Origin of the sequence: Lysobacter sp. CA199, from assembly GCF_052078715.1 — a bacterium.
GTDB lineage: Bacteria > Pseudomonadota > Gammaproteobacteria > Xanthomonadales > Xanthomonadaceae > Lysobacter.
On the sequence record NZ_JBQJIL010000006.1, the window covers coordinates 317,308 to 340,466 of the forward strand.

Below are 23,159 nucleotides of genomic sequence, written 5' to 3' on the forward strand. Positions count from 1 at the left end.
CGTGTTGAATATCAGAAACGCCGCTCAGTGGTTGAGAACGTCTACTCGGTCCGATTCAGGCCAAGTGGTGCCGGTTATCCGATGGTTTGGGGCCGAAGTTTTTGTGGAGGGGCTTGCGTCCCGATGCTTTTCGATAAGGCTGGGATGATCTGTCGCGCTCTGATCGAAAAGCGTCGGGGCTGAAGCCCCTCCCACAAAAGACCTCGCGCTTGCGCGCTCCGGGCGGGAGCGTCCGTGCATGGGTGCGAGCGCATGAGCGACATCGCTTGGACTCTTCGAGGTCTTTTGTGGGAGGGCCTTTCAGGCCCGACACCCGAAGCCGGTGATCTTCCAGCGCTCGATTCGAGGCCCAAGTCCCGCCGATGAGGCTTTGAGTTCGGGCGAAAACGCGTCGATTACGACGGCGACCCGTCTTCGCCAACCGTCTGCAACTTACGTTCGCGCCAGCGACGTTTTTCGATCGCGCGCATGTTCGGCTCGCCGGACAGCCGGTCCAGATACGGAATCAGATGCAGCAGTTCGTCGTCGTGCTCGTCTTCGCCCAGGTACTCGCGCACGCACACCAGGTTGCCGTAGTTGTAGGCATGCTTGTACGGCGTGTCGTCGATCGCCAGCATGCGTTCGAGCCGGTAACCGTGACGTTTCAGTTTCTGCAGGCGCTTGCGGTTGAGGTACTCGCCGGTAGTCCAATCGCGGCTGATCGAACAACGCTCGCTGGACCAGGCGAAGCGCAGCGACTGCGGCGGAAACAGCGCGGCCACCACCGCCTCGGCATAGGTCCGGCCCGACGAGGTCCATACGCCGACCTGGAAATGCGCCAGTACATGATCGATGAAGGTCTGAAGGTGCGGCCGCCGGTATACGTGGTAACCGACCGCGCGGAAATCCGCCGGACGGTCCAGCTCGACTTCGCTGGCGTGGATCAGGGTTTCGTCCAGGTCCAGCACCAACAGCAGCGGCGAGGCGTCCGCCGCGGGCATCATCGCGGCGCCGGGGGCGGCGCGATGATGCTGGCGCGCACCGACTGCCACAACCGCTGCAACTGCGGCTGCGCCGCGCGATCGCAGCCGCGGTCGCGGGCGAAGTAGCGGCCATCGACGCAGGCTTCGAAAAACGCTTCGTGCGCGCCGTAGTCCTGCGCGCAGAACACCGCGCTGCGTTGTGGCGCGGTCCATAGCTCCGGCGTGTTCCAGGCCTCGCGCAAGGCTTTCAGCTGGCTCAGGTCGAAGGTGTGGTCGGTACGGGACGCCGCTGGATCCTCCAGGCGCGTGGCGGGGTGGAGCGAGAACCGGTAGCCGTTGCCGTCTCGCACGCGCAACCGGGCGCGATCGCCGTATACGTCGATCTGCACCTGCTGCATCAGGGCGGATCCGTCGAAGGGGCCGAGCAGCATGAGGTAGCGGTCGCCGCCAGGCGGCAGCGGATCGGGATCGATATCGCTCTGCGACGCGCCGATCGGAATCGGCGCGAATGCGCCGGCGCCCAACGGCGGTGTCGCCGGCTCGGCGTCTTCGCGGCCGCAATGCGACGCCAGTCCACGCGGGCCTTGCGCGCTCCCGGACGGATTGGCGATCCGCGCGGATTTGTCGAGCAACTGGCGGATGTCGTAATCGGTCGCATCCATCGGCTGCGGCGGCAGCGCGATCCAGCCTTCGCGCTCGGGCTTGCGCAGGGCCGGCACGGCTACCGCCAGCACGGCGGCGCCCAGGGCCAGCGCGAGCAGGCCGAGGGCGGCGGGGCGGGTGGAGTGCTGGCGGTCTTGCGGGCCCATCGTCACGTGAATGCGGGAGCGGAAGCGCCCACGTTAACGCGTGCCGCGCCGTTACGGCAGACGGCCATGCACGGCGGCCGCGGCATGCCGAATCTGGCGGCTGCCGGCTGGCGTGGCGGGATGCGGCCCGCCGCACCTGCGTTCCACGAGCGCAATGCCGCCGTCCCAGTACCGAGCTTGGGTTGCCCCGGGCGCGGACCCATAATGGCGGCCATGGACATTCATTCCGACAACCCCGATCACGGCTTCCAGTTTCCCGGCACTTTCGAGCTCAGCGCGATGGGTTCGGCCGAGATGGGGCTGGAGCGCGTGCTACCGCAGTTGCTGATGCAGGCCGGGATCGAGGTGGTGACCGAAACCATTCAGTGGAAGCAGTCCTCCAGCGGCAAGTACGTGTCGGTACGGATCAGCTTCCGCGCCAACGATCGCGCGCAGTACGACCTGGCCCACCAAGTGCTGCGCGACCATCCGGAAGTGAAGTGGACACTGTGATCGACCCCGTCGCCGCCGTGTTCGGCGGTGTCGCCGTGCCGCCGTCGGCGCAATTGCGCGACCTGGGCCGCCAGCCCTACGAACCGGTCTGGCGTGCGATGCAGGCCTTCACCGACGCGCGCGACGCCGGCACGCCCGACGAGTTGTGGCTGGTCGAGCACGATCCGGTGTTCACCCTGGGTCAGGCCGGCAAGCCAGAACACGTGCTGATGCCGGGCGATATCCCGGTGATCCACGTCGATCGCGGCGGCCAGGTGACCTATCACGGCCCCGGCCAGATCGTGCTGTATCCGCTGCTGGACCTGCGCCGGCTCAAGGTCGGGGTGCGCGAGTACGTGGACCGGATCGAACAGGCGGTGATCGACACCCTGGCCGAGTGGAACATCGAAGGCGCCCGCAAGGACGGCGCGCCGGGTGTGTACGTGGCCGGAGCCAAGGTCATGGCCTTGGGCATCCGGGTCCGCCGCGGCTGCACCTTCCACGGGCTGGCCTTCAACATCGCCATGGACCTGTCGCCGTATCAACGGATCAATCCCTGCGGTTTTCAAGGGCTGCAGGTGACCTCGGTGCTAGACTTGGGCGGCCCCTCGGGCATGGAGCAGGTCAAGCCGGCGCTGGTGGCCAACCTCGCTCGGCAGTTTGGACTGACGGTCGAGAAGGCGGAACCGTTGAGCTTGTGAAAATCGTCTCCCGCTTTGTGGGAGAAGCACTGATTCTCCTTCTCCCGCTGTGCGGGAGAAGGTGCCCGAAGGGCGGATGAGGGCGCGCGGCAGCGCAGCCGCCACAGGCCCTCACCCCAACCCTTTCCCGCGCAGCGGGAGAGGGAGCCAACAGCCAAGAGTCCAGCAACGCCATGACCAACCCCGCCTCCAAGTCCATCCCGCTCACGGTCGTCAGCGGCGGCGCGCCCGAAGTTCTGGTGCCGGCGGTACTGGAGTCGACCACGATGACGCCGGGCGCCAAGCAGCTCGGCGGCGACAAGATCAGCCGCTCGCCGGTCCAGTTCGCCGACGTGCCGGTGCTGCGCAAGCCCTCGTGGATCCGGGTGCGCATCCCTTCGGGTAACTCGGTCGCTGTGCTCAAGGCCAAGCTGCGCGAGAACCGCCTGGTCACGGTGTGCGAAGAGGCCAGCTGCCCGAACATCCACGAGTGCTTCAGCCACGGCACCGCGACCTTCATGATCCTCGGCGAGGTCTGCACCCGCCGCTGCTCGTTCTGCGACGTCGCCCACGGCCGGCCCAAGCCGCCGGATGCGAGCGAACCGGCCAACCTGGCCCGCACCGTCGCCGACATGGGCCTGAAGTACGTGGTCATCACCAGCGTCGACCGCGACGACCTGCGCGACGGCGGCGCCCAACATTTCGTCGACTGCATCAGCGCGGTCCGCAATGAAAGCCCACGTACCAAGATCGAGATCCTGACCCCCGACTTCCGCGGCAAGGGCCGCATGGAACGCGCGCTGGAGATCTTGAACACCAGTCCGCCGGACGTGTTCAACCACAACGTCGAAACCGTGCCGGACCTGTACACCAACGTGCGTCCGGGCGCCGACTACCAGTGGTCGCTGACCCTGTTGCAGAAGTTCAAGGCCCAGCATCCGCAGGTGGCGACCAAGTCCGGGATCATGCTCGGCCTGGGCGAGACCATGGAGCAGGTGCAGGCGACTTTGCGCGACCTGCGCGCGCACGACGTCGACATGATCACCATCGGCCAGTACCTGCAGCCGACCCCGCACCACCACCCGGTGCTGCGTTACTGGACGCCGGAAGAGTTCAAGGAACTGGAAACCTACGGCATGGCGCTGGGCTTCACCCACGTCGCCTCCGGCCCGCTGGTGCGTTCGTCCTACCACGCCGACCGGCAGGCGATCGACGCCGGTTTCGCGGTTGCCTGAGCACCGCGGCGGTCGCGGCCGGCGCGGTACCCGGCGGTCGCCGGTGTGGCCGCCGATCCACGTCTTCCCGGATCGCGCCAGTCGGCGCGGGACCGGCGTTTCGTGCCGGATCCGGCTGCAATAACGGCCCGATAACGTCCGTCCCGCCCAAACTGAACCGCGTTCACGCGCGCAACGGGCAATTTCAGCAGGCAAGTCGACAGCGCCGGCAACTTTCGGCACTGTGGCCTTGTCGAAAGCCGCATCATCCTCCTGCTGCATCCTCTTAAAGTCCGGCTCTCCCCGGCCGGGAAGACTTCGCGATGACCCTCAAGAACACGCGTGCACTGACCCTGGTCGCAGGCTTCCTGCTGACCGCCCCGCTGGCGTTGCTGGCGCGTCCCGATGCCGGAACCGCTCCGGCGGCCTCCACCGGCGTGTCGACGCTGCCCAGCGCGCCCACCGCCGACCAGACCACCGCGGCCAAGCTGGTCTACGGCCTGCTCTCCGACAGCCGCTACGCCTACCGGCCGCGCGCGCTCGACGATGCGCTGTCGGCCGACATGTACAAGCGCTATCTCGAATCGCTCGACGCCGGCAAGCAGTTCTTCACTGCGGTCGACATCGGCCGTTTCGATGCTTACAAGAACAAGCTCGACGATGCGATCAAGAGCGGCGATCTGTCGCCGGCCTACACCATCTTCTCGACCTATAAGCACCGCGTGGACGAACGCGTGGCCTACGCGCGCGGCCTGCTCAAGCAGCCGGCCAATTTCGAGTTCGACGGCGCCGACCGTTACGACTACGACCGCAAGGACGCGCCCTGGGTCGCCGACACGGCGGCGCTGGACGCGCTGTGGAAGCAGTCGGTGCGCAACGACTGGCTGCGCCTGAAGCTGGCCGGCAAGAAGAACGACGACATCGCCAAGACCCTGGACAAGCGTTACACGAACATGGCCAAGGGCATTTCCGAGCTCAAGGGCGAGGACGTGTTCCAGACCTTCGTCAACAGCTACGCCAACGCGATCGATCCGCACACCGACTACCTCACCCCGAAGTCGGCCGACAACTTCAACATGACCATGTCCTTGTCGCTCGACGGCATCGGCGCGCAGTTGCAGAAGCAGGACGACGTGGTGGCGATCCGCGAGATCATTCCCGGCGGTCCGGCCGCGCGCAGCAACCTGCTCAAGGCCGGCGACCGCATCGTCGGCGTGGGCCAGGGCGACAGCGGGGTGATGGAGGACGTGATCGGCTGGCGCATCGACGACGTCGTCGCCAAGATCCGCGGCGCCAAGGGCACCAAGGTGCGCCTGGACGTGATCCCGGCCGAGTCCGGCCTGGACAGCAAGCCCAACCGCATCGTGCTGATGCGCGACAAGGTGCGTCTGGAAGAACAGGCGGCCAAATCGGAAATCATCGACATTCCCGCCGCCGAAGGCGCGCCGGCCAAGCGCGTGGGCGTGATCAAGCTGCCGGGCTTCTATCAGGACTTCGAAGGCCGTCGCAAGAACGCCAACGACTACGCCTCGGCTACCCGCGACGTCGGCAAGCTGCTGGTCAAGCTGCGCGCCGACAAGGTCGACGGTGTGGTGCTGGACTTGCGCAACAACGGCGGTGGCTCGCTCAACGAAGCCATCGAACTCACCGGTCTGTTCATCGATCGCGGTCCGGTGGTGCAGGTGCGCGAATCCGGCGGCCGCGTCAGCGTGGAAGGCGACAGCGACACCGGCATCGCCTGGGAAGGTCCGTTGGCGGTGTTGATCAATCGCGGTTCGGCCTCGGCTTCGGAAATCTTCGCCGGCGCGATCCAGGATTACGGCCGCGGCCTCGTCATCGGCGAAACTACCTTCGGCAAGGGCACCGTGCAGAACCTGGTCGATCTGGACCGCTGGCCGGCCAACGAGACCGCGCGCTTCGGCCAGGTCAAGCTGACCATCGCGCAGTTCTTCCGCGTCAGCGGCGGCTCCACCCAGAACAAGGGCGTGGTGCCCGATATCGCCTTCCCGGTGTCGGTGGACGCGACCGAGTACGGCGAGAGCACCTACGACAACGCGTTGCCGTGGACCAAGATCGCTTCGGTGCCGCACACCAGTTACGGCAACTTCGCGCCGCTGCTGCCCAAGCTGGAAACGCTGCACAGCAGCCGCATCGGCAGCGACAAGGAATTCCAGTGGTGGTCGCAGGACGTGGCGCAGTTCCGCGAAGAACGCGCCAAGAAGTGGATCTCGCTCAACGAAGGCGAGCGCCGCGCCGAACGCGATCGCGAGGACGCCAAGCGCAAGCAGCGTCAGGCCGAACGCAAGCAACTGGGTCTGGCGCTCGATCCGCTGGCCGACGATTCCAACGACGACGGACTGGCTTCGTCGGAGCGCGACATCGTCAAGGACGCCGCGCGCGAGAAGCTCGCCGACAAGCGCCCCGATCCGCTGCTGCGCGAGTCGGCGGCGATCCTGGCCGATGCGGTGCGTCTGCTCAACAACGACCGTCAGCTGTCGGCGCAAGTGCTGCCGACCGCGACCCGGCCGGGGCATTGGGCCGACTGAGTCCGGATGTTTCCGGATCGAAGGAGAAAACGCGCCCGAGGGCGCGTTTTCTTTTTCCGGAGGGATGGCTCCAGGATCGCTTCGTGCGAAGTCTGTTGGGCGAAGTGTGTCGCGTGAAGTTTTTTGTGGGAGGGGCTTCAGCCCCGACGCTTTTCGATCAGATGCCATGCATCCATCAGACGGGACCGAACAGCGTCGGGGCTGAAGCCCCTCCCACAAAAGATCTGCCACGACTGCATTTCATGAGCGATCCGTCGCAGCTGAAATTCCGAGCTGAACCGGGTACGAAATCCGGCGCAACCCCACGCAAGATGCGGATAGCGAGCCCGGCCGATGAGGCCTAGTCTTGCCCCATGAACACTAAAACCTCACTGCGCAAGCCCGATGCCGGCCCCGCCGTTGACCGGTCCGCCCACGCCACGCCTGCCGTCGACAAGCTCGAACAGGCGCGCCTGCTGCTGGAGGCCGGCGAGCCGTCGCTGACCGAGTTGGGCGAGGCGGTCGGTCTGAGTCCCTCGCATCTGCAGCGCCGCTTCAGCGCGCGCTTCGGCTTGAGCCCGGCCGAGTACCTGGCCCAGCGCAAGCTCGGCAGCCTGCGTTCGGCGTTACGCGAAGGCAGCGACGTCAGCGCGGCCTTGTACGACGCCGGTTACGGTTCGCCCTCGCGGGTGTACGAAAGCGGCGCCGCGCGTCTGGGCATGACCCCGGCGCGTTATCGCGCCGGCGGCGCCGGCGAGCAGATCCGCTGGAGCCTGACCCGCACCGCGATCGGCACCGCCTTGATCGCGACCACCGCGCGCGGCATTTGCATGATCGAACTCGGCGAGGATCCGGGCGTCCTGGAGGGCAAGCTGCGCAGTGAGTTTCCGCGCGCGCAACTGGAGCGCGTGGACGCCGGGCGCGACGAATTCCTCGCTCCGCGCGTGCAGGCGGTGGCCGAAACCTTGGGTGGGCACAAACAGTCGGTGCCGGTCGATCTGATCGGCACCGCGTTCCAGAAAAAAGTATGGGACGCGCTGATGAAGATTCCGCTCGGCCAGACCCGCAGCTACGAGCAGATCGCGCGCGAGATCGGCTCGCCGCGCGGCGCGCGCGCCGTCGCCCAGGCCTGCGCCAACAATCGCGTCGCGGTCGTGGTGCCATGCCATCGCGTAGTGCGCGGCGATGGATCATTGGGCGGTTATCGCTGGGGCCTGCCGCTCAAAGAGAAGCTGCTGCAACGCGAGCGCGCCGCTTGAGCCCGCCCTCAGATGCGCCACGATCCTGGCCATGGCCCCTGTAGGAGCGGCGCAAGCCGCGACCGCGAACTCCCGCTTACGCTGCAAGCACGAAGCCCCGCAGTCGCGGCTCGCGCCGCTCCTACAAAGGCGGCCCCGGACGCTGCTGCAGCGCGAGCGGGCGGCTTGAGCCTCCCGGCAGATTCGCCACGACCCTGGCCGTGCCCCTTGTAGGAGCGGCGCAAGCCGCGACCGCGAACTCCTGCTTACGCCGCAAGCACGAAGCTCCGCAGTCGCGGCTCGCGCCGCTCCTACAACGGCGGCCCCGGACGCTGCTGCAGCGCGAGCGGGCGGCTTGAGCGTCCCGGCAATTCGCCACGATCCTGGCCATGGCCCTTGTAGGAGCGGCGCAAGCCGCGACCGCGAACTCCTGCTTACGCCGCGAGCACGAAGCTCCGCAGTCGCGGCTCGCGCCGCTCCTACAGCGGCGGATCGCGGAAGCGTTGCGATCGGATCGGGCAGGGCTCCCCGCAACGACGGGGCCTGTTTGGTTGCAACGGCCGCCATCTGGTCGCGGTAGCCTCGATCACCCCCCGCGACGCTTGCGCGTGGTGCGCGGCGCATCGCGGGTCGGCAGCTCCAATCCGTGTTTGATCACGTCGAACACCAGGTGGGTGTCGTAGCGCTTGACGTTGCCTTCGTCGAGAAACAGCCGGTCAACCACCTGCCGGCAGTGAGCGACGCCGGTGGTGGCCAGGATCACCAGGTAGTCCCATTCCCCGGCCAGCGTGTAGCACTGCTGGACCTCGGGGGCGGCGCGCACGCGGGCGTGGAAGGCGGCGTTGCCTTCGGCCGATTCGCGCTCCATGGTCACCCACACGGCGGCCAGGGTGCTGCCCAGGGACAGCGGGTCGAGCACCGCGACCTGGCGCATCAGCCCGTCCTGGCGATAGCGGGTCATGCGCCGCTGGACCGCGCTCGGCGACAGGCCGACCGCGTCGCCGAGCTCGCTCAGGGTCGCCGAAGCGTCTTGTTGCAACAGTTCGAGCAACTTGTGGTCGAACTCGTCCAAAATCAGGGGGGCACCATTCATGCAAGATTTTTGCGTTCACACGGACAAATATTCAACCGTAATTTGACTGACATCGATACGCTATTCGTGCACCCGCCAGATTAGGAATTTATATGCGGGCGTATTTCCCCGACCCCTCCGATACGGACGCCCCCGGGATGTCCCGGTACGTGACGCACGCCGCAGTACCCGAGCAGATCGGCGAGATTCTCGCGCTGATCCGCGAACACGGTCCCAATCCCTGGAATTACCTGCCCGAGGTCGAGCTCGCCGCGCATCTTTCGGCGATACGGCGCGGCCGCACGCAGGCGGTCGTGGCGTTGTGCGAGGATCAAATTGTGGCGGTCGTCACATTTGAGCCGAGCGATGAGTTTCATCGCTACCAACCCGAGGGCCGCCGGATCGAATGGCAGGGCCATATCGGCGAGGCGGTGGTGCATCGCGAGCATCGCGGACACGGCTTGGGCAGCCATTTGCTCAAGGCGGCGGTGTCGCGGCTGTTGCAGATGGGATTGACCGAGATCTACGTCGAGCGCCACGAGGAGAACGAGGGCTCGGCGGGGATGATGCGCAAGGCCGGTTTCGTGGTCATCGATACCTTCGACGATCCGTGCCGTCGCCAGTTGGGCAGTCGCCGCACCACGGTGTCGTGCTACCGGCCGCATCCTTAGTGGTTTGCGTGGCGCCGCGCCGATGCGCGCGCCGCGGGTTGCAACGTTGTTGCGTTCTCGTTCGCTGGTGCGTCGTGCGCGATTCGCGCATGTCGCGATCGATCCTCATCTCAGCCTCCGGCCGACGCACGTCGTCCGGCCGGACCGCCGTCTCCGCGCTCGGCCGCCGTCGAACACCGCGCGATCGGGCAGACCCCATGTCTGGCTATATGCAGTCTCAAGTTTTTCTCGCTCCTGCTTTGTCCGCGTACGCCTCAAGCTATCCCATTCACTGTCCGAGTACCGCGTCATGAGCGCCGCACCAACGACCATCGAACGACACGCTCCCAGCGCCCTCGCGGTCGCCTCCGCTCTGGCTTCGGTCTACGTGCTGTGGGGCTCGACGTATCTCGGCATCCGCTTCGCCCTGGAAAGCTATCCGCCGTTCCTGCTCGGCGCGGCGCGCATGTTCCTGGCCGGCGCGATCATGTACGCGGTGCTGCGTTGGCGCGGCGTCGCATCGCCGACGCGCAAGCAATGGCGCACGCTGTGGGTGCTGTCGATCTGGATGGTGCTGCTGTCCAACGGTCTGGTGAATCTGGCCGAGACCCAGGTCGACTCGGGACTGGCCGCGATCGCGGTGGCGTCGATGCCGTTGTTCGCCGGCGTGTTCGCGATGCTGCGTGGCCGGCATCCGTCGAAGATCGAATGGGTCGGTCTGGCGATCGGTTTCCTCGGCGTGATCTGGCTCAATGCCGGCGGCAAGCTGTCGGCGTCCACCTTGGGTCTGGTGTGCCTGATCGTGGCGCCGATCGCCTGGGCCTGGGGTTCGATCTGGAGCCGCGATCTCGACCTGCCGTCGCCGTTCATGACCGCCAGCGCGCAGATGCTGACCGGCAGCGTGTGGATGCTCGGCGCGGCCGGAGTGATGGGCGAGCGCATCACCACGATGCCGACTTTCAGCGCCACCGCGGCGCTGCTGTACCTGGTCGTGGCCGGTTCGATCTTCGGCTTCACCGCCTACATCTGGCTGCTGCATCACGTGCGCCCGGCGCTGGCGACCAGCTACGCCTACGTCAATCCGCCCATCGCGGTACTGTTCGGCGCGCTGTTGGCGGGCGAACGTTTCAGCTCGCACGATCTGGGCGCCATGGCGGTGATCCTGGTCGGCGTGGTCATCATCACCCTGGCCAAGGCGCGCGCCGCCAAGGCCGCGCCCGCGGCCGCACCCGTCGCCGCGCCGGTCGCTGCGGCCGGCGGATCGGAACTGGAGAAACAGGCATGAATGCCGTCGCCACCGACCGCCGCGGATTGTGGATCGCGGTCGCGTCGTTCGTCCTGTGGGGACTGATGCCGCTGTACTGGCATCTGCTCAACTCGGTGCCGTCGCTGCAGATCGTCGCCCACCGCATCATCTGGAGCACCCTGCTGGTCACCGCGTGGCTGTGCTGGAAGTTCGGCCGCCACTGGCTGCGCGACATCCTGCGCGAGCCGCGCAAGGCCGCGATGCTGGCGCTCAGCGGCGTGTTGATCGCGTTCAACTGGGGCTTGTACATCTGGGCGGTCAATGCCGGGCACGTGATCGAAACCAGCCTGGGTTACTTCATCGGCCCGCTGGTCAGCGTGATGCTCGGCGTGCTGTTCCTGGGCGAGCGTTTGCGCGCGGTGCAGTGGGTCGCGATCGCGCTGGCCTTCGCCGGTGTGTTGTGGTTGACCGTGCAATACGGCCGGCCGCCGCTGATCGCGCTGGGCCTTGCGGTGTCCTTCGCCGTGTACGGGCTGGTGCGCAAGCTGGTCGCGGTCGAGGCGGTGACCGGGTTGGGCGTGGAGAACGTCTATCTGTTCGCACCTGCGCTGGGACTGATGCTGTGGGGCGAAAACCACGGCATGGGCGGTTTCCTCGGCGGCTGGGGCCTGGGCATCGACGTGCTGCTGATCATCGCCGGCGCGTTGACCGCGCTGCCGTTGATCGGTTTCGCCTATGCGGTGCGGCGGGTGTCGCTGACCGCGATCGGCCTGCTGCAGTACGTCGCGCCGACGTTGCAGTTCCTGATCGGCGTGCTGATCCTGCGTGAGCCCTTCGACGGCGAGCGCGCGATCGGCTTCGTCATCATCTGGATCGGCCTGATCGTGTTCGCCAGCGAAGGCGCGCTGCGGTCGCGGCGGATGGCGGCGGCGGTGGCTTGATATCGGGGGTGGCGACAGCCGCTGTATCGGCAAGTTGCCGGTGACGAATCGCCGTCACCGCCTTGGGTGCGCTGGGTCACGGCGAGCCGCGCGTGGCCGATCTGGGGTGACGGCGGCGGGTGGCGATTGCTGGTTGAACGTGGTGGCTGGAGCAAAAAGCGAATCCCCCCTGGCCCCCCTTTTTCAAAGGGGGGACTCGTCTTGTGGGAATCGCAGTGGGAATCGAGGCTTCGCTACAGCTAGAGCCACAGCTAATAGCTACAGCTAGAGCCCACAGCCACAGCCATTCGCTGAGCTGGCGCCTGAAGCTTCGCAGCGTTCACCGTACGCCACGCTCCCCGAAGCCTCCCCCTTTGAAAAGGGGGCAGGGGGATTTGCTTTCCCCACACAAACCGATCGCCCACAAGAACAAACCCCCGCTCACGCAGGGGTTTGTTCGTACCGCATCGCGCCGTCGCGGCTTACAAAGCCCGCAACGCCGAAGTCACCGGCAAAGTCGCCGCGCGCAGCGCCGGGAACAGGCCGCCGACGAAGCCGATCGCCAGCGCCCACTTCAAGCCGTTCCACAGCAGTTCGCCGGAGACGCGGAAGTCGAAGGTCAACTGGCCGACGCCGCCGGCGATGGTCGAGGCGGTATGGCCGTTGAATATCAAGAAGGCCAGCAATCCGCCGATCAAGCCGCCGAGCAGCGCCAGCAGCATGGTTTCCAGCATCACCGCAACCACCACCGGCAAGCCGCGGAAGCCGATCGCGCGCAGGGTCGCGATCTCGCGCGCGCGGGTGGCGACGGTGGCGAACATGGTGTTGAGCGCGCCGAACACCGCGCCGATGGCCATGATCGAACCGACCACGATGCCGATGATCCGGATCACCTTGGTCATGCCCTCGGACTGCTTGGCGAAGTACTCGGCCGTGGTGGTGGTGTCGACCTGCAGGCGCGGGTCGCCGGCCAGCGCCGCCTTGAACGCCTTGAACTGCTTGGCGTCGGTGAGCTTGGCGATGACCGAATTGCGCGAAGCGCCGCGGCGGTAAGTCGAGGCGACCATTTCCGCATCGGCCCACAGCTCCGAGTCCATCGCGTCGCCGGACTTGAAGATGCCGACCACGGTCCAGTGCTCATTGCCCAGGCGAATCTGCTTGCCGACGTCCATGCCGTTGAACTGACGCCGCGCGCCGCTGCCGACCACCACTTCGCGCTTGCCGGTTTCGAACTTGCGGCCTTCCACGATCTTGACCTGCGGACGCACCTGCCAGGCGCGATCGCCGATGCCGCGCAATTGCACGCTGCCGTCTTCGTCGGGCTTGCCGCCCTTGATCGGCAGATTGGCCGCGACCACGGTTTCAGGCGAAGCCAGCGGACGTCCGTCCGGGCCACGCGCGATGCCCGGCGCCTGTTCGATCACGTTGATGCTGGCCAGATCGAGCGTCGACATCACCTCGGCCGCCGATGCGCCGCGCAACACCATGACGCTGTCTTCGCTGCCGGTGCGGCGCAAGGTTTCCTGATAGCCCTCGGCCATCGACAGCATCGCCACCAATACCGCGACCACGCCGGCGATGCCGATCACCACCACCGAGGACGAGCCCAGGCGCTGCTTGAGCGTGCTGATGCCCACGCCGGCCACCGAAGCGGCCTGGTGGCCGCTGCGGGTCAGCAGCATCCACAGCGCGAGCAGCACGGCCAGTCCCAACAGGACCGGCCACGGCGCGATGGCCCACACCACCAATCCGGCGATCAGGGCCAGGAAGGTTCCGAGGCCGCGCAGGAACGAAATGAACTTTTTCATGTGCGATCTCCGTTAACGTCCGGCCAATGCGTCGACGATGTTCAGGCGCATCGCCCGGATCGCCGGCAGCAAGCCGACCAACACGCCGATGGCGACCATCAATCCCAGCGCCAACAGCCAACTGTTCAAGCCGATCGGCGGAACGTTGATCGCGCCGCCGCTGATGGCGCCGACGACCGGACCGAGCCCGCCGGCGAACAGCACGCCGATCACCCCGCCGATCAACATCAACAGCATCGCTTCGGCCAACACCAGCAACAGCACGCTGCGGTCGGGGAAGCCGATGGTCTTGAGCACCGCCAGTTCGGAGGTACGTTCGCGCACCGCCTGGGCCATGGTGTTGCCGGTCAGCAGCACCAGGGTGAAGAACACCGCGCCCATGATCGAGCTGACGATCAGGCCGATATCGGCCATCTGCTTCATCCAACTGGCGGTCGCCGCCGCTTCGGTCTGGGTCTTGGTCTCGTGATCGGAATTGGCCGAGATCGCGTCGATGGCCTTGGCCACGCGATCGGCCTGGCTCACGTCCTTGATCTCGGTGACGTACCAGCCGACCTGTCCGCGGTTGTAGGGCGTGGAATCGTCGAAGTACTTCCAATGCAGCAGGATCATCTGGTCGAACCAACCGCCGGATTTCTTGTCGGCGGCGGCGATCGTGCCGACGATGTCGAAGCTCCAGTTCTTGGTGCCGTCGCTGCTGGTAAAGATCGTCGACTGTAGCGGCAGTTTCTGTCCGACCTTCCAACCGAAGCGCTTCATCAGGTTTTCGCCGACCAGCACGCCGGTGCGGGTAGCGGCGAAGGCCTTGCGTTGCGCGGCGGACACCGCCATTTCCGGATACAGATCCAGATAGTTCTCGGCCACCCCGAAGCTGAAAATCTGGTTGTGCGGATCCTGATAGGCGCCGCCGAACCAGTTGGCGTAAGTCACCCGGCTGACGCCGGGCACTTGGCCGATACGGTCGTTGAGCGACATCGGCAGTTGTTGGATGAACGACAGGCGCGAGCCGGTCTGCAGACGCTTGGCGCCGTTGGCGCTGTTGCCGGCCTGCTCGAAGCTCTCGCGTACGCCGTCGAGCAGGCCGAACAGCAAGAACGCGGCGACGATCGACAGCAGGGTCAGCAGCGTGCGCGTCTTGCGACGCATCAGCTCGGCCCAGATCAGATGGAAATATTTCATGATGGCCGCTCCGGCTCAGGCCGCGTGCGACTGCTGCTCGACCAGGGTGCCCTTGTCGAGGTGCAGCGTGTGGGTGGCGTACTCGGCGGCCTTGGGATCGTGGGTCACCATGACGATGGTCTTGCCGTGCTCGCGATTGAGCAGCCGCAGCAGATTGAGGATCTCCTCGGCCGACTGGCGATCCAGGTCGCCGGTGGGTTCGTCGCAGATCAGCAAGGTCGGGTCGGAGACGATCGCGCGCGCGATCGCCACGCGCTGCTGCTGGCCGCCGGACAGTTCGTTGGGGCGGTGCTTGCCGCGTTCGGACAGGCCGACCAGGGTCAGCGCGATCTCGGCGTTGCGCTTGCGCTGCGCGCCGTTCAAAGGCGACAGCAGCAGCGGCAGTTCGACGTTCTTCTGCGCGGTCAACGCCGGCATCAGGTTGTAGAACTGGAACACGAAGCCGACGTGGCGGCTGCGCCACTGCGACAACTGCCCGGCGCTCATGCGGTCGATGCGCTCGCCTTCGATCGCGATCTCGCCGCCGCTGGGATTGTCCAGTCCGCCGATCAAGTTCAACAAAGTAGTCTTGCCCGAACCCGACGGGCCCATCAGGGCGACGAAATCGCCCTTGGCGATCTCCAGGTTGATGCCGTGCAGCACTTCGACCTTTTCCGGGCCGCGCTGATAGGTCTTGGTGAGGTTATGGATCGAAACCAGAGTTTCCATCTTCGACGTCCTCGAGCGTGTTGATTGCGGTGAATGGGCGAGGGGCGCGCCGCGCGCCGGTCGCAGATCGGTAGTGCCGCCGCGCGTGGGTGCGCGGCGGTGTTGGGTCGTGCCGTCGCCGCCGGGTGTCCGACGGCGCGTGGATCAGCCGCGCGTGTTTTCGATTACGCGCGCCTTCGATCGCGCCTGCTTCTGGTCACGCTTGCTTCTAATCGCTCTTACCCGACGAATCAGCGTCGGCGTTTTCGACACGCACCTTGGCGCCGTCGCGCAGGGACTCGGGCGGGTCGAGCACCACGGTCTCGCCGCCGACCAGTCCAGCGGTGACTTCGCGATCCTCGCCGAGCTTGCGGCCCAGGGTCACCGCGGTCTGCGCGACCTTCTCGTCGGCGACCACGAATACCACGTCCTTGCCCTCGCGCTGGGTCAGCGCGGCGTTCGGCGCCATCGCGCTGGGCTTGGCCTGGGCGGCATTGGCCGGTTTCGCGGCTTCCAGGAAGCTCACCCGCACGCCCATTTCCGGGACGATGCGCGGATCGCGGCTCTTGAGCGCGATGCGTACCTTGACCGTGGCCTTGCCGCGGTCGGCGGTAGGAATGATCGCGATCACCTCGGCCGGAATCTTCCAGTCCGGGTAAGCGTTGAGCACCGCCTCGACCGGCATCTTGGGCTGCACGCGGCCGATGAAGGCCTCGCCGACATCGACTTCGATCTCCAGCGAATCCATATCGACGATGGTGCCGATGCCGGTGCGGGTGAAACCGCCGCCGGCCGACAAAGGCGAAACGATTTCGCCCGGTTGCGCGGCCTTGGCTGTGACCACGCCGGAAAACGGTGCGCGCACGATGGTGTTGTCCACGCCCAGGTCGGAGATGTGCAGGCTGTCTTGCGAAACCTTCACGTTGCGCTGGGCCGTCAGCAGCTGCGCGCGCAGCGAATCGCGCGAGGCCACCGCCTGGTCGTACTGCGATTTGGACACCAGTTGCTGCTTGACCAGCGACGACAGACGCGTGGCGTTGGCTTCGGCCTCCTTGAGCTGGGCCTGCACGCGCGCAGTGTCGCTTTGCGCGGCCGAGAGCTGGGCGGCGCTGAGCGAGCGCTGCGCGTCGGCATCGATGGGATCCAGCGTGGCCATGATCTGGCCCGCTTCGACCCGCTGGCCTTCCTCGATCATGACCTCGCGCACCTTGCCGGTGATCTTGGCCGAAACCGTGGCGATGCGCCGGGCGACGATGTAGCCGGTGGCGTCGAGCACCGACGAGCCGGCGCCGTTGCCGCCGCCGATCGCGGTGACGCCGGCGGTCTTCACCTGCGGCGCGCTGTTGCGGCCGAACACGAACCAGCCGGCGACGGCGAGCACGACGACCAGGGCGATGGCGATGCCGATGATGGCGCCCCGACCCGGGCCGGCGGACTGTGCCGGCCGGTTGCGGTCGATGCGAAGTTCCTTCAGCAGATCGGCAGATGCACTCATGGTTCCAACCAAGACGCGAGGTAAGGCCTAGTGTGACTGCGGCGCAGGCACGCGCCAACCTGCGGAAAGTCAGGTTTTGTCAGCTGGACCGTCGCCGGTTTGATGTGACAACTGTCATGAATGGCGAGTGTCGCCGCTGGCGGCAGTTTCGCAGTCGCACGTATGCACGGGTTGCGGATTGGCGTGCGCGGGCGTTTTCGCCCGGGGCGCGGTCGCCCATCGGCCCGCATGGGCGCCGGAGCCAGGGCGCCGGTTCAGACGACACGGACTCAGAGAACACGGCTCAGACCACACGAGCCCAGACCACACGTGAGAGCGGAGATACGCGTGGATGCGTCGGCGCGGACGCCGACACGCGAACTTGCCGCGCGGGCCCTCGCCCGCGTCCCGCGAATCGTCTGGGCGATTCGCGGGGAGCGGCGCAGGCGTGGCGCGCGATGGCTGTTGTCAGTAATCCGCAGGATTGCTGCTGAAGGCTACGGGCACGCTGATGGTGAGGCACTGCCCGGCCGGCAGGGCGGTGGCGCTGAGCGAGATCAGGTTGCCGCCCACGGCGCCGCCGGAGCCGGCCGAACAGGCTGCGCCGCCGCTGGCGGTGCAGGTCCACGGTGCGGACAAGGTCGCACCCGGCGGCAGGGTGTCGGTGATGGTCGCGCCATTGGCCGGATCGGCGCCGGCCGCGTTGCAGGCCGAAATCGTGTATGTCGTTGACCCGCCGGGTGTATAGCTCGTCCTCGTCGCCGGGTTGTCGGCCTTGGTGATCGACAGCGCCGAAGCCGCGACCCGGTTGGTGAAGGTGCAAGTGATCGCCTGAGCGCGGCCGTTGGCGGCCGCGCCGGTCTCCGAGAACGGCAGAGTCAGGTTGACGCTGGTGCCGGTGCCGGTGCCGGTTTGGACGGAGGCACCGGAGCCGTCCACGCAGGCATAAGTGCTGACGTACAGCGCGGTGGTCGCCGGTGTCGGCACTTCAGAGGCCGTGGTGTTGATCGCGGTGGTAGTGATGTCCTGGGCGACGGTGAGGTCGGGGGCCCCGGACGCGCTGTTGTGGTACAGCGTGCGGAAGCCGGTGGTGCCGGTATGGCCCTGGGCCAAAGCGAAGGCGGTGCCGCCGATCCGCAGATCGAAGCGGCCGGTGGCGCTGGTCGGGTTGAGGTTCTTGATCACCCGCACCGTCGGCTTGATTTCGATCATGTAGTCCTCGACCTCGCCGCTGTCGAAGCGGCCGGTCGGGGTGGACTCGCTCAGCTGGGTACCTTGGGTCGCGCGCAATCGCACATAGCTGCGTCCGGCGGTGGTGGCGATGGGCACGGTCCAGGTCAGGTTGGTGCTGGTCGCGCCGGCGAGGACATTGCTGCATATGCCTTCGGCGGTGTCGAACACGCCGTTGCGGTTGAAGTCGATCCAGCCGCATACCCTGCCGGCGGCGGTGCCGCCGCTCAAGGTCGGGGTGAGCGTATAGGCCGTTCCGATCAGGCCGGTGTGCAGTGTCGCCAAGGGCGTGGTCAGGCCGTTTTCGTCGGCGCCGTCGCCGGCCGCGCCGTTGTTGTCGGCGCCGGCGGCGACCGCGTTGGGGCTCGGCGTGATCGCCGCTGCCTGCGGGTTGAACACGTTGGTGTTGTCGGCGTCGACCGTCGCGCCCAGGCGCAGGCCGTCGAGGATGTGGCTGGCCGCGGCGCTTGCGTCGTAGCTGGCCGGCGCATCGCCGAAATCTTCATCGACGGTGGTGGTGATCATGTAGCCGTCGTTGCCGAGCGCGTTGCCGTTTTGCGTGATGAACGCGTTGCGCGTGCCCGCCATGCCGACGGTGAGGGTGACCGAGGTGATCGTGCCGTTGATGCGCAGGCTGCCGCAACCGGCCAATTGTGTCGACGGGGCGATCACGGTCTGGCAACTGGTGCCGTTGTAGACCGTATTGACCAGATCTTCGCCGCTGCCTCCGCCTACGGTCTGCAGGTTCACCGCGCCCGCGAGCAAGGTCATGGTGGCACCGGCCGGAAGCGAACTGGCGATGGTGTGGGTGACGCGGGCGGCGGTGATGGTGGGCGGGGTGGTGGCGACGGTGCTCACGCTGCCCAATCCCATGAAATGAACGATGGGATTGGTCACCGGACGGCTGAAGCTGATGGTCAGCGTGCCGATGTTGGCGCAGGTGACCACGGTCGCCGCATTGGTGGGGAAGTTGCACGATGCGCCGACGGTTTGCAGCTGGATGCCGGTGTCGGTGGTGCCGGTGCTGGCGGGGATGTTCGGCGTGAACATCGTCGGCGCCGGTTGGCCGATCGTGCTCAACGCCGCGTTGTTGTTGATGATCTGCAGATTGGAGCCGGTGACCGCATAGGTCGCGGTCAGCCCGCTCGAATAGGTCCTGGTCGAGGAGCTGTTGAAGCCACTAGTACCGGTCGCGCCCGGGTTGTTCAGCTGGGCCGCGTGAACCGAGGGACTCCACGCCGCGCCGGCCGCGGCCAAGGCCAAGCCGGCGACGCCGCAAGCCAGCCGCGAAAAAGGTGTCGAGATTGCCATCGCTGTTCCCCGAATGACGCATTGCAAGCCCCGCCTCCGGCGGGGAGCCCCTGATGCGATGCTGTACAGGCGCACTCTACGGCTGGCACATCCAATACGGATTCAAGCCTTAAGACTCAACACGTAATTTGTGCCTTAGTGCGGCCATCTAGCGTGATACAGAGCCGTTATGGATTCAGTTTCGGAGAAATAACCGGCTGTTCGGGGCGCGCAACGGCGCTGCTGTGAGCGGTTTGCGCGAAATTTCCGCTGTCGATTCGCTGGTTGGTCGCTGTCGATCAGCTGTGAATTCGCAACCCGTTCGCATCCCGGCAGCGGGGCTCGGGGCGACCGGCCGGGGCGGCTGTACCGATGGCCGTCGGCGGCGCTGGAATCGGTCGGGGTGCGGACCGGTGCAGGGCCTTGCGTGGTAAGCGCAGGGGCTGTCGTGGCCGTAACGACGGCGGCGTCGACGCCGGGCGGGGCGCCCGGTGGGATTGCAATCGGCGCCATGCCCTGTCCCGGGTGGCCGGTGCATTGTTTTGTGGCCAGCGCCCGCCGCGGACGCAAAGACGTCCGCGGCGGGTCTCAGTACTCAGGGCGTGTATGCCGCCGGGTCGGAGTTGAAGCGCACCGGCACTTGCACGTTGATGCAGGTGCCGACCGGCAACACCACGCCGGTGATCTGCACGCTGTTGCCGCCGGCCACGCCGCCGCTGGCCGGGCAGGTCGCGGTGCCGCTGCCGGTGGTGGTGCCGGCGCATGTCCATGGGCCGGTCAGGGTCACGCCGTTGGGCAGCGGGTCGCTGACGGTGGCGCCGTTGGCCACCGCCGGGCCGGTGTTGTTGCAGGCCTGCAAGGTGTAGGTGCTGGTGCTGCCCGGGGTGTACGAGGTGGGATCGCCGACCTCACGCTTGGCCAGGCTCAGGGCGATGTTGACCGCGACCGGCACGGTGACTTGCGCGCATTGCGGATTGCCCGAGGCCGGACAGGTCGGCAGCGGATCGGGATCGCCGCCGCCGGCGACGGCGACGTGGTTGGTCGGCGAGCCGCTAGTGGCCGCGGCGATCGCCACGTTCAAGCGCACGCTGGCGCTGGCGCCGACCGCGATCGGCGAGGCCGGCGTGAAGGTGCAGGTGACGTTGCCGGTCGCCGGCAGCGTGCCGCAGTTGACCGTGCCCTGCGCGCTGGACGCAGAGACCAGGCTGAAACCGGCCGGCAGCGTGTCGCGGATCGTGATCGCGCCGGCGGTCGGACCGCTGCCGGTGTTCTGCAGGCCGATCGAGAAATAGCCGTCCGACGCCGCGCCGGTCTGACCGGCGGCGAGCGCGCCGTTGACGGTCTTGCTGGCGGTGAGTTGCGGCTGCACCACGGTCAGCACTTCATCGCCGACCAGGTTCACCAGATTGCTGGTGCCGCTGATGCTGGCGTTGGTGTTGTGGTAGACGCCGACCGTGTTGGAGGTGACGTCCACGGCGATCTGGCAGGCGAGCTGGCCGCCGGTCGTGGCGGCGCCGTTGACGCGCGCGCCGCTGACCTGGAGGGTGCCGCCGCCCGCCGTCGCGTTCACCGTCATGCCTGCCGGCAGGGACGTGCCCAGGGCGCCGCCGGCCGGGCAACTGGTGCGCACGTTCGGCGTCGGCGCCACCACCACGCCGCTGGGCAGCGCGTCGGTGAAGTTGATCGAGGCGACTGAGTTGACGCTCTTGTTGCTGAGGTCGAAGGTCAACGTGGAGACCCCGCCGGTGTTGATCGTGGTCGGGTTGAACTGCTTGGTCAGATCGACCGCGGCGATGGCGAAGGTGACCCGGTACTCGACCGTGTAGGTGCTCGATCCGGAAGGGATATCCCACTGCGCGGCCAGACCGTTGTCGGTACCGGCGTTGCTGTCGACGACGTTGTTGAGGTTGCCGCTGTTGGTGGTGCAGGTGCCGGGCGAACCGGTGGCGGTACCGGTGCAGGCCAGCCCGTAGGGAAAGTTGAAGGTACCGGAGAAATAGCGGTCCCAGTTCGGGGTGCCCGAAGAGGGCTCCCACCACAGCGCTTCGAACTGCGGGCTCTTGATCACGCCGACGATGTCGGGGCGCCCGCTGGTGTTGCCGGGACTGGTGCGCGAGAAGCCGGGGCCGGCGTCGCCGCCGTTCAACAAGGTGTCGATGAACTGATAGAACTTGATCGAAGCGCCGGTGGCCGGCATTCCGGTCAGGGTGATGCGGCGGGTGAACCACGCCTGCGGCTTGATGTACTGGTCGCGGATTTCGATCTGGATGCCGTTGTCGACGGCCAATGAGGGCCGCAGCGTGCTGGTGACGACCCACGGATCGGCCGCGGTGCCCGTGCCGCTGGTGCTCGATTGCGTGCCCTGGGTGAAGGTGCCGAAGACCCCGCCCGAGTTGCTGTTCGAGCTGTGATAAACGCGGGCGGCGCTCGTGCCGCGGTCTACGCGCAATACCACGCTGTTGAACAGCGAACCCGACTGCGGCGTGGCGCCGGTGTTGTAGACCTGATCGGAGTTGGCCAGACGGGCCTGGAACTGGCTGTTGCTGCCCCAGGTCACGAGCAGGCCGTCGGAGCCGTCGGCCGAGGTGCCGGTGCCCACCGCGCGCTGGCTGTTGGCGCCGCTGGCGACGACCGCGCCAGCCCACAACAGTCCGGCAAAACCCAGCGCCAAGCCGGCCCGTCGGCCGATTCCGATCAAACGATCCATGAAAATCCCCTTGTACGAGCCTTGCTGCGAAGGTTCGGGCGCGCTGACGCTGCCTGGCTGCCCCGGCTTCCTGGCCGATGCCAGGGTCGCCGTTTAGTGATGATCGGCGCTAAACAAATGTGCCGCAAATCACATTTTGTAGGAAAGGCGGGGCGAATGCCAAGTCTGGCCGCGGGGTATGTTTGAAACGGCTGAATCTGGGGCGTCTCGCGCCGAGGCGTCGGGGGTGCTCGGCCGGCAATGGCGGAAGGCTGGCGCCGAGGCGGGGACGTCGGCTTTTCAGGGGGCAGCGGCCGAACCCGGCCGCATCCGGGCCCGATCGGGCCGTGAGTAGCGGAAGCCGGAACTTGCGCGCGGCTCGGCTGCGCCGGCCGAGGCGGCCTCAGCCGGCGCGCTTGCGGCGCAGTTCGGCCAGACGTGCGCGCACCGCGTCGATCAAAGCCGGCAGCGACTCGTAGCGCGGCACGCCGTAGCGATCTGCGGTGATGTCGACATTGCCTTTGCGCCAGAACCCGTCCGGGCAGGCCAGCAACACCTTGCCCGAGCCGGCATGCAGGCCGAGTTCCAGCAGGCTGATCGGGCTTTGCGAGCCCGGCTGCAGGTACATAAAGATCACGTCCGCGCGTTGCAGCGCGGCCAGTTCCCATTCGACCTGACGGCGGAACTCCGGTTCGCTCGCCACCGGTTTCCAGGCCGGGTTCCAGTCTTCGCGGCGCGGATTGAGCAGCACTGCGCCTTCGTCGGCGAGTTCGCGCGCGACTTGCGCCTGCCAGTCGCTGGATCCGCCCATGTCGATGCTGCCGGCCAGGAACACGCTGAGCCGTCCGTCCTGGGGCAAGGCTTGCGGCGAGCGCACCACCTCCGAGGCCTTTGTGGCGGGTTCGGCGCCGAGCGCGGGCGTCGTCGTCATCGCCACGGTCATCGTCAGGGTCGCGAGCATCAGCAGTGCCTTCATCGGTGGGAACTCGAAAGCTGAAACCAGGGAGCGAACCGCGCG

At 66.9% G+C, this 23,159-nt stretch carries 19 protein-coding genes; 9 read left to right on the top strand and 10 right to left on the bottom strand.

Annotated elements, in window-relative coordinates; all coding sequences use genetic code 11:
- Nucleotides 1–395: 395 nt before the first annotated feature.
- Together ACTOWJ_RS12850 and ACTOWJ_RS12855 are read right to left on the bottom strand one after the other, a co-directional pair.
- Nucleotides 396–983: an NIF family HAD-type phosphatase gene (locus tag ACTOWJ_RS12850; RefSeq protein WP_441335013.1), complete on the bottom strand. Its 588-nt coding sequence runs from the start codon at nucleotides 981–983 to the stop codon at nucleotides 396–398.
- Nucleotides 980–1,771, bottom strand: coding sequence for a hypothetical protein (locus tag ACTOWJ_RS12855; protein WP_441335014.1), 792 nt, complete (start codon nucleotides 1,769–1,771; stop codon nucleotides 980–982). The genes ACTOWJ_RS12850 and ACTOWJ_RS12855 overlap by 4 nt, the downstream gene beginning before the upstream one ends.
- Nucleotides 1,772–1,984: 213 nt before the next feature.
- Here ACTOWJ_RS12855 and ACTOWJ_RS12860 point away from each other — a divergent pair, with 213 nt between their 5' ends.
- From ACTOWJ_RS12860 to ACTOWJ_RS12885, 6 genes are all read left to right on the top strand, one after another.
- Nucleotides 1,985–2,263, top strand: a complete 279-nt coding sequence (locus tag ACTOWJ_RS12860; RefSeq protein ID WP_441335015.1) for a DUF493 family protein — start codon at nucleotides 1,985–1,987, stop codon at nucleotides 2,261–2,263.
- Nucleotides 2,263–2,943, top strand: coding sequence for a lipoyl(octanoyl) transferase LipB (lipB, locus tag ACTOWJ_RS12865; RefSeq protein WP_441335109.1), 681 nt, complete (start codon nucleotides 2,263–2,265; stop codon nucleotides 2,941–2,943). The genes ACTOWJ_RS12860 and lipB overlap by 1 nt, the downstream gene beginning before the upstream one ends.
- A 173-nt stretch (nucleotides 2,944–3,116) precedes the next feature.
- Nucleotides 3,117–4,157, top strand: coding sequence for a lipoyl synthase (gene lipA / locus ACTOWJ_RS12870; protein WP_441335016.1), 1,041 nt, complete (start codon nucleotides 3,117–3,119; stop codon nucleotides 4,155–4,157).
- A 302-nt stretch (nucleotides 4,158–4,459) separates the two neighbouring features.
- Nucleotides 4,460–6,682: a carboxy terminal-processing peptidase gene (locus ACTOWJ_RS12875; protein ID WP_441335017.1), complete on the top strand. Its 2,223-nt coding sequence runs from the start codon at nucleotides 4,460–4,462 to the stop codon at nucleotides 6,680–6,682.
- A 125-nt stretch (nucleotides 6,683–6,807) separates the two neighbouring features.
- Complete coding sequence (locus tag ACTOWJ_RS12880; protein ID WP_441335110.1) at nucleotides 6,808–7,026, top strand: DUF6053 domain-containing protein; 219 nt, start codon at nucleotides 6,808–6,810, stop codon at nucleotides 7,024–7,026.
- 9 nt (nucleotides 7,027–7,035) lie between these two features.
- Nucleotides 7,036–7,920: a bifunctional transcriptional activator/DNA repair enzyme AdaA gene (locus ACTOWJ_RS12885; protein ID WP_441335018.1), complete on the top strand. Its 885-nt coding sequence runs from the start codon at nucleotides 7,036–7,038 to the stop codon at nucleotides 7,918–7,920.
- Between the two features lie 565 nt (nucleotides 7,921–8,485).
- Here the strand turns inward: ACTOWJ_RS12885 and ACTOWJ_RS12890 are convergent.
- Nucleotides 8,486–8,992 carry an Lrp/AsnC family transcriptional regulator gene (locus tag ACTOWJ_RS12890; RefSeq protein ID WP_441335019.1) on the bottom strand — a complete coding sequence of 169 codons (507 nt, stop codon included), beginning with the start codon at nucleotides 8,990–8,992 and terminating at the stop codon, nucleotides 8,486–8,488.
- A 137-nt stretch (nucleotides 8,993–9,129) separates the two neighbouring features.
- On the opposite strand from ACTOWJ_RS12890, the gene ACTOWJ_RS12895 reads away from it, so the two are divergent.
- The 3 genes from ACTOWJ_RS12895 (at nucleotide 9,130) to rarD (ending at nucleotide 11,808) form a co-directional block, all read left to right on the top strand.
- Complete coding sequence (locus ACTOWJ_RS12895; protein ID WP_441335020.1) at nucleotides 9,130–9,642, top strand: GNAT family N-acetyltransferase; 513 nt, start codon at nucleotides 9,130–9,132, stop codon at nucleotides 9,640–9,642.
- 289 nt (nucleotides 9,643–9,931) lie between these two features.
- A complete protein-coding gene (yedA, locus tag ACTOWJ_RS12900) occupies nucleotides 9,932–10,906 on the top strand; it encodes a drug/metabolite exporter YedA (protein ID WP_441335021.1) in 975 nt (324 codons plus the stop codon).
- Nucleotides 10,903–11,808 (top strand): EamA family transporter RarD, encoded by a 906-nt coding sequence (gene rarD / locus ACTOWJ_RS12905; RefSeq protein WP_441335022.1) that lies wholly within the window; start codon nucleotides 10,903–10,905, stop codon nucleotides 11,806–11,808. Before yedA ends, rarD begins: the two co-directional genes overlap by 4 nt.
- A gap of 461 nt (nucleotides 11,809–12,269) precedes the next feature.
- On the opposite strand, the gene ACTOWJ_RS12910 is transcribed toward rarD, so the two are convergent.
- The 7 genes from ACTOWJ_RS12910 to ACTOWJ_RS12940 all read right to left on the bottom strand — a co-directional run bounded on the left by ACTOWJ_RS12910 (nucleotide 12,270) and on the right by ACTOWJ_RS12940 (nucleotide 23,117).
- Nucleotides 12,270–13,595: an ABC transporter permease gene (locus ACTOWJ_RS12910; protein WP_441335023.1), complete on the bottom strand. Its 1,326-nt coding sequence runs from the start codon at nucleotides 13,593–13,595 to the stop codon at nucleotides 12,270–12,272.
- Between the two features lie 12 nt (nucleotides 13,596–13,607).
- A complete protein-coding gene (locus ACTOWJ_RS12915) occupies nucleotides 13,608–14,774 on the bottom strand; it encodes an ABC transporter permease (RefSeq protein ID WP_441335024.1) in 1,167 nt (388 codons plus the stop codon).
- Between the two features lie 15 nt (nucleotides 14,775–14,789).
- Entirely contained in the window at nucleotides 14,790–15,482 is a 693-nt protein-coding gene (locus tag ACTOWJ_RS12920; RefSeq protein WP_441335025.1) for an ABC transporter ATP-binding protein, read from the bottom strand.
- A 208-nt stretch (nucleotides 15,483–15,690) separates the two neighbouring features.
- Nucleotides 15,691–16,956 (bottom strand): efflux RND transporter periplasmic adaptor subunit, encoded by a 1,266-nt coding sequence (locus ACTOWJ_RS12925; protein WP_441335026.1) that lies wholly within the window; start codon nucleotides 16,954–16,956, stop codon nucleotides 15,691–15,693.
- A 447-nt stretch (nucleotides 16,957–17,403) separates the two neighbouring features.
- Nucleotides 17,404–19,476, bottom strand: coding sequence for a GEVED domain-containing protein (locus ACTOWJ_RS12930; RefSeq protein WP_441335027.1), 2,073 nt, complete (start codon nucleotides 19,474–19,476; stop codon nucleotides 17,404–17,406).
- Nucleotides 19,477–20,050: 574 nt separating this feature from the next.
- Nucleotides 20,051–22,162, bottom strand: a complete 2,112-nt coding sequence (locus ACTOWJ_RS12935; RefSeq protein WP_441335028.1) for a DUF7933 domain-containing protein — start codon at nucleotides 22,160–22,162, stop codon at nucleotides 20,051–20,053.
- Nucleotides 22,163–22,544: 382 nt separating this feature from the next.
- Nucleotides 22,545–23,117, bottom strand: a complete 573-nt coding sequence (locus tag ACTOWJ_RS12940) for a nucleoside 2-deoxyribosyltransferase domain-containing protein (protein ID WP_441335029.1) — start codon at nucleotides 23,115–23,117, stop codon at nucleotides 22,545–22,547.
- Between the last annotated feature and the right edge of the window lie 42 nt (nucleotides 23,118–23,159).

Coding starts and splice junctions, on each gene's coding strand:
- ACTOWJ_RS12850 (WP_441335013.1), bottom strand. CDS start 983: ATGATGCCCGCGGCGGACGCCTCGCCGCTGCTGTTGGTGCTGGACCTG.
- ACTOWJ_RS12855 (WP_441335014.1), bottom strand. CDS start 1,771: ATGGGCCCGCAAGACCGCCAGCACTCCACCCGCCCCGCCGCCCTCGGC.
- ACTOWJ_RS12860 (WP_441335015.1), top strand. CDS start 1,985: ATGGACATTCATTCCGACAACCCCGATCACGGCTTCCAGTTTCCCGGC.
- lipA (WP_441335016.1), top strand. CDS start 3,117: ATGACCAACCCCGCCTCCAAGTCCATCCCGCTCACGGTCGTCAGCGGC.
- ACTOWJ_RS12875 (WP_441335017.1), top strand. CDS start 4,460: ATGACCCTCAAGAACACGCGTGCACTGACCCTGGTCGCAGGCTTCCTG.
- ACTOWJ_RS12885 (WP_441335018.1), top strand. CDS start 7,036: ATGAACACTAAAACCTCACTGCGCAAGCCCGATGCCGGCCCCGCCGTT.
- ACTOWJ_RS12890 (WP_441335019.1), bottom strand. CDS start 8,992: ATGAATGGTGCCCCCCTGATTTTGGACGAGTTCGACCACAAGTTGCTC.
- ACTOWJ_RS12895 (WP_441335020.1), top strand. CDS start 9,130: ATGTCCCGGTACGTGACGCACGCCGCAGTACCCGAGCAGATCGGCGAG.
- yedA (WP_441335021.1), top strand. CDS start 9,932: ATGAGCGCCGCACCAACGACCATCGAACGACACGCTCCCAGCGCCCTC.
- rarD (WP_441335022.1), top strand. CDS start 10,903: ATGAATGCCGTCGCCACCGACCGCCGCGGATTGTGGATCGCGGTCGCG.
- ACTOWJ_RS12910 (WP_441335023.1), bottom strand. CDS start 13,595: ATGAAAAAGTTCATTTCGTTCCTGCGCGGCCTCGGAACCTTCCTGGCC.
- ACTOWJ_RS12915 (WP_441335024.1), bottom strand. CDS start 14,774: ATGAAATATTTCCATCTGATCTGGGCCGAGCTGATGCGTCGCAAGACG.
- ACTOWJ_RS12920 (WP_441335025.1), bottom strand. CDS start 15,482: ATGGAAACTCTGGTTTCGATCCATAACCTCACCAAGACCTATCAGCGC.
- ACTOWJ_RS12925 (WP_441335026.1), bottom strand. CDS start 16,956: ATGAGTGCATCTGCCGATCTGCTGAAGGAACTTCGCATCGACCGCAAC.
- ACTOWJ_RS12930 (WP_441335027.1), bottom strand. CDS start 19,476: ATGGCAATCTCGACACCTTTTTCGCGGCTGGCTTGCGGCGTCGCCGGC.
- ACTOWJ_RS12935 (WP_441335028.1), bottom strand. CDS start 22,162: ATGGATCGTTTGATCGGAATCGGCCGACGGGCCGGCTTGGCGCTGGGT.
- ACTOWJ_RS12940 (WP_441335029.1), bottom strand. CDS start 23,117: ATGAAGGCACTGCTGATGCTCGCGACCCTGACGATGACCGTGGCGATG.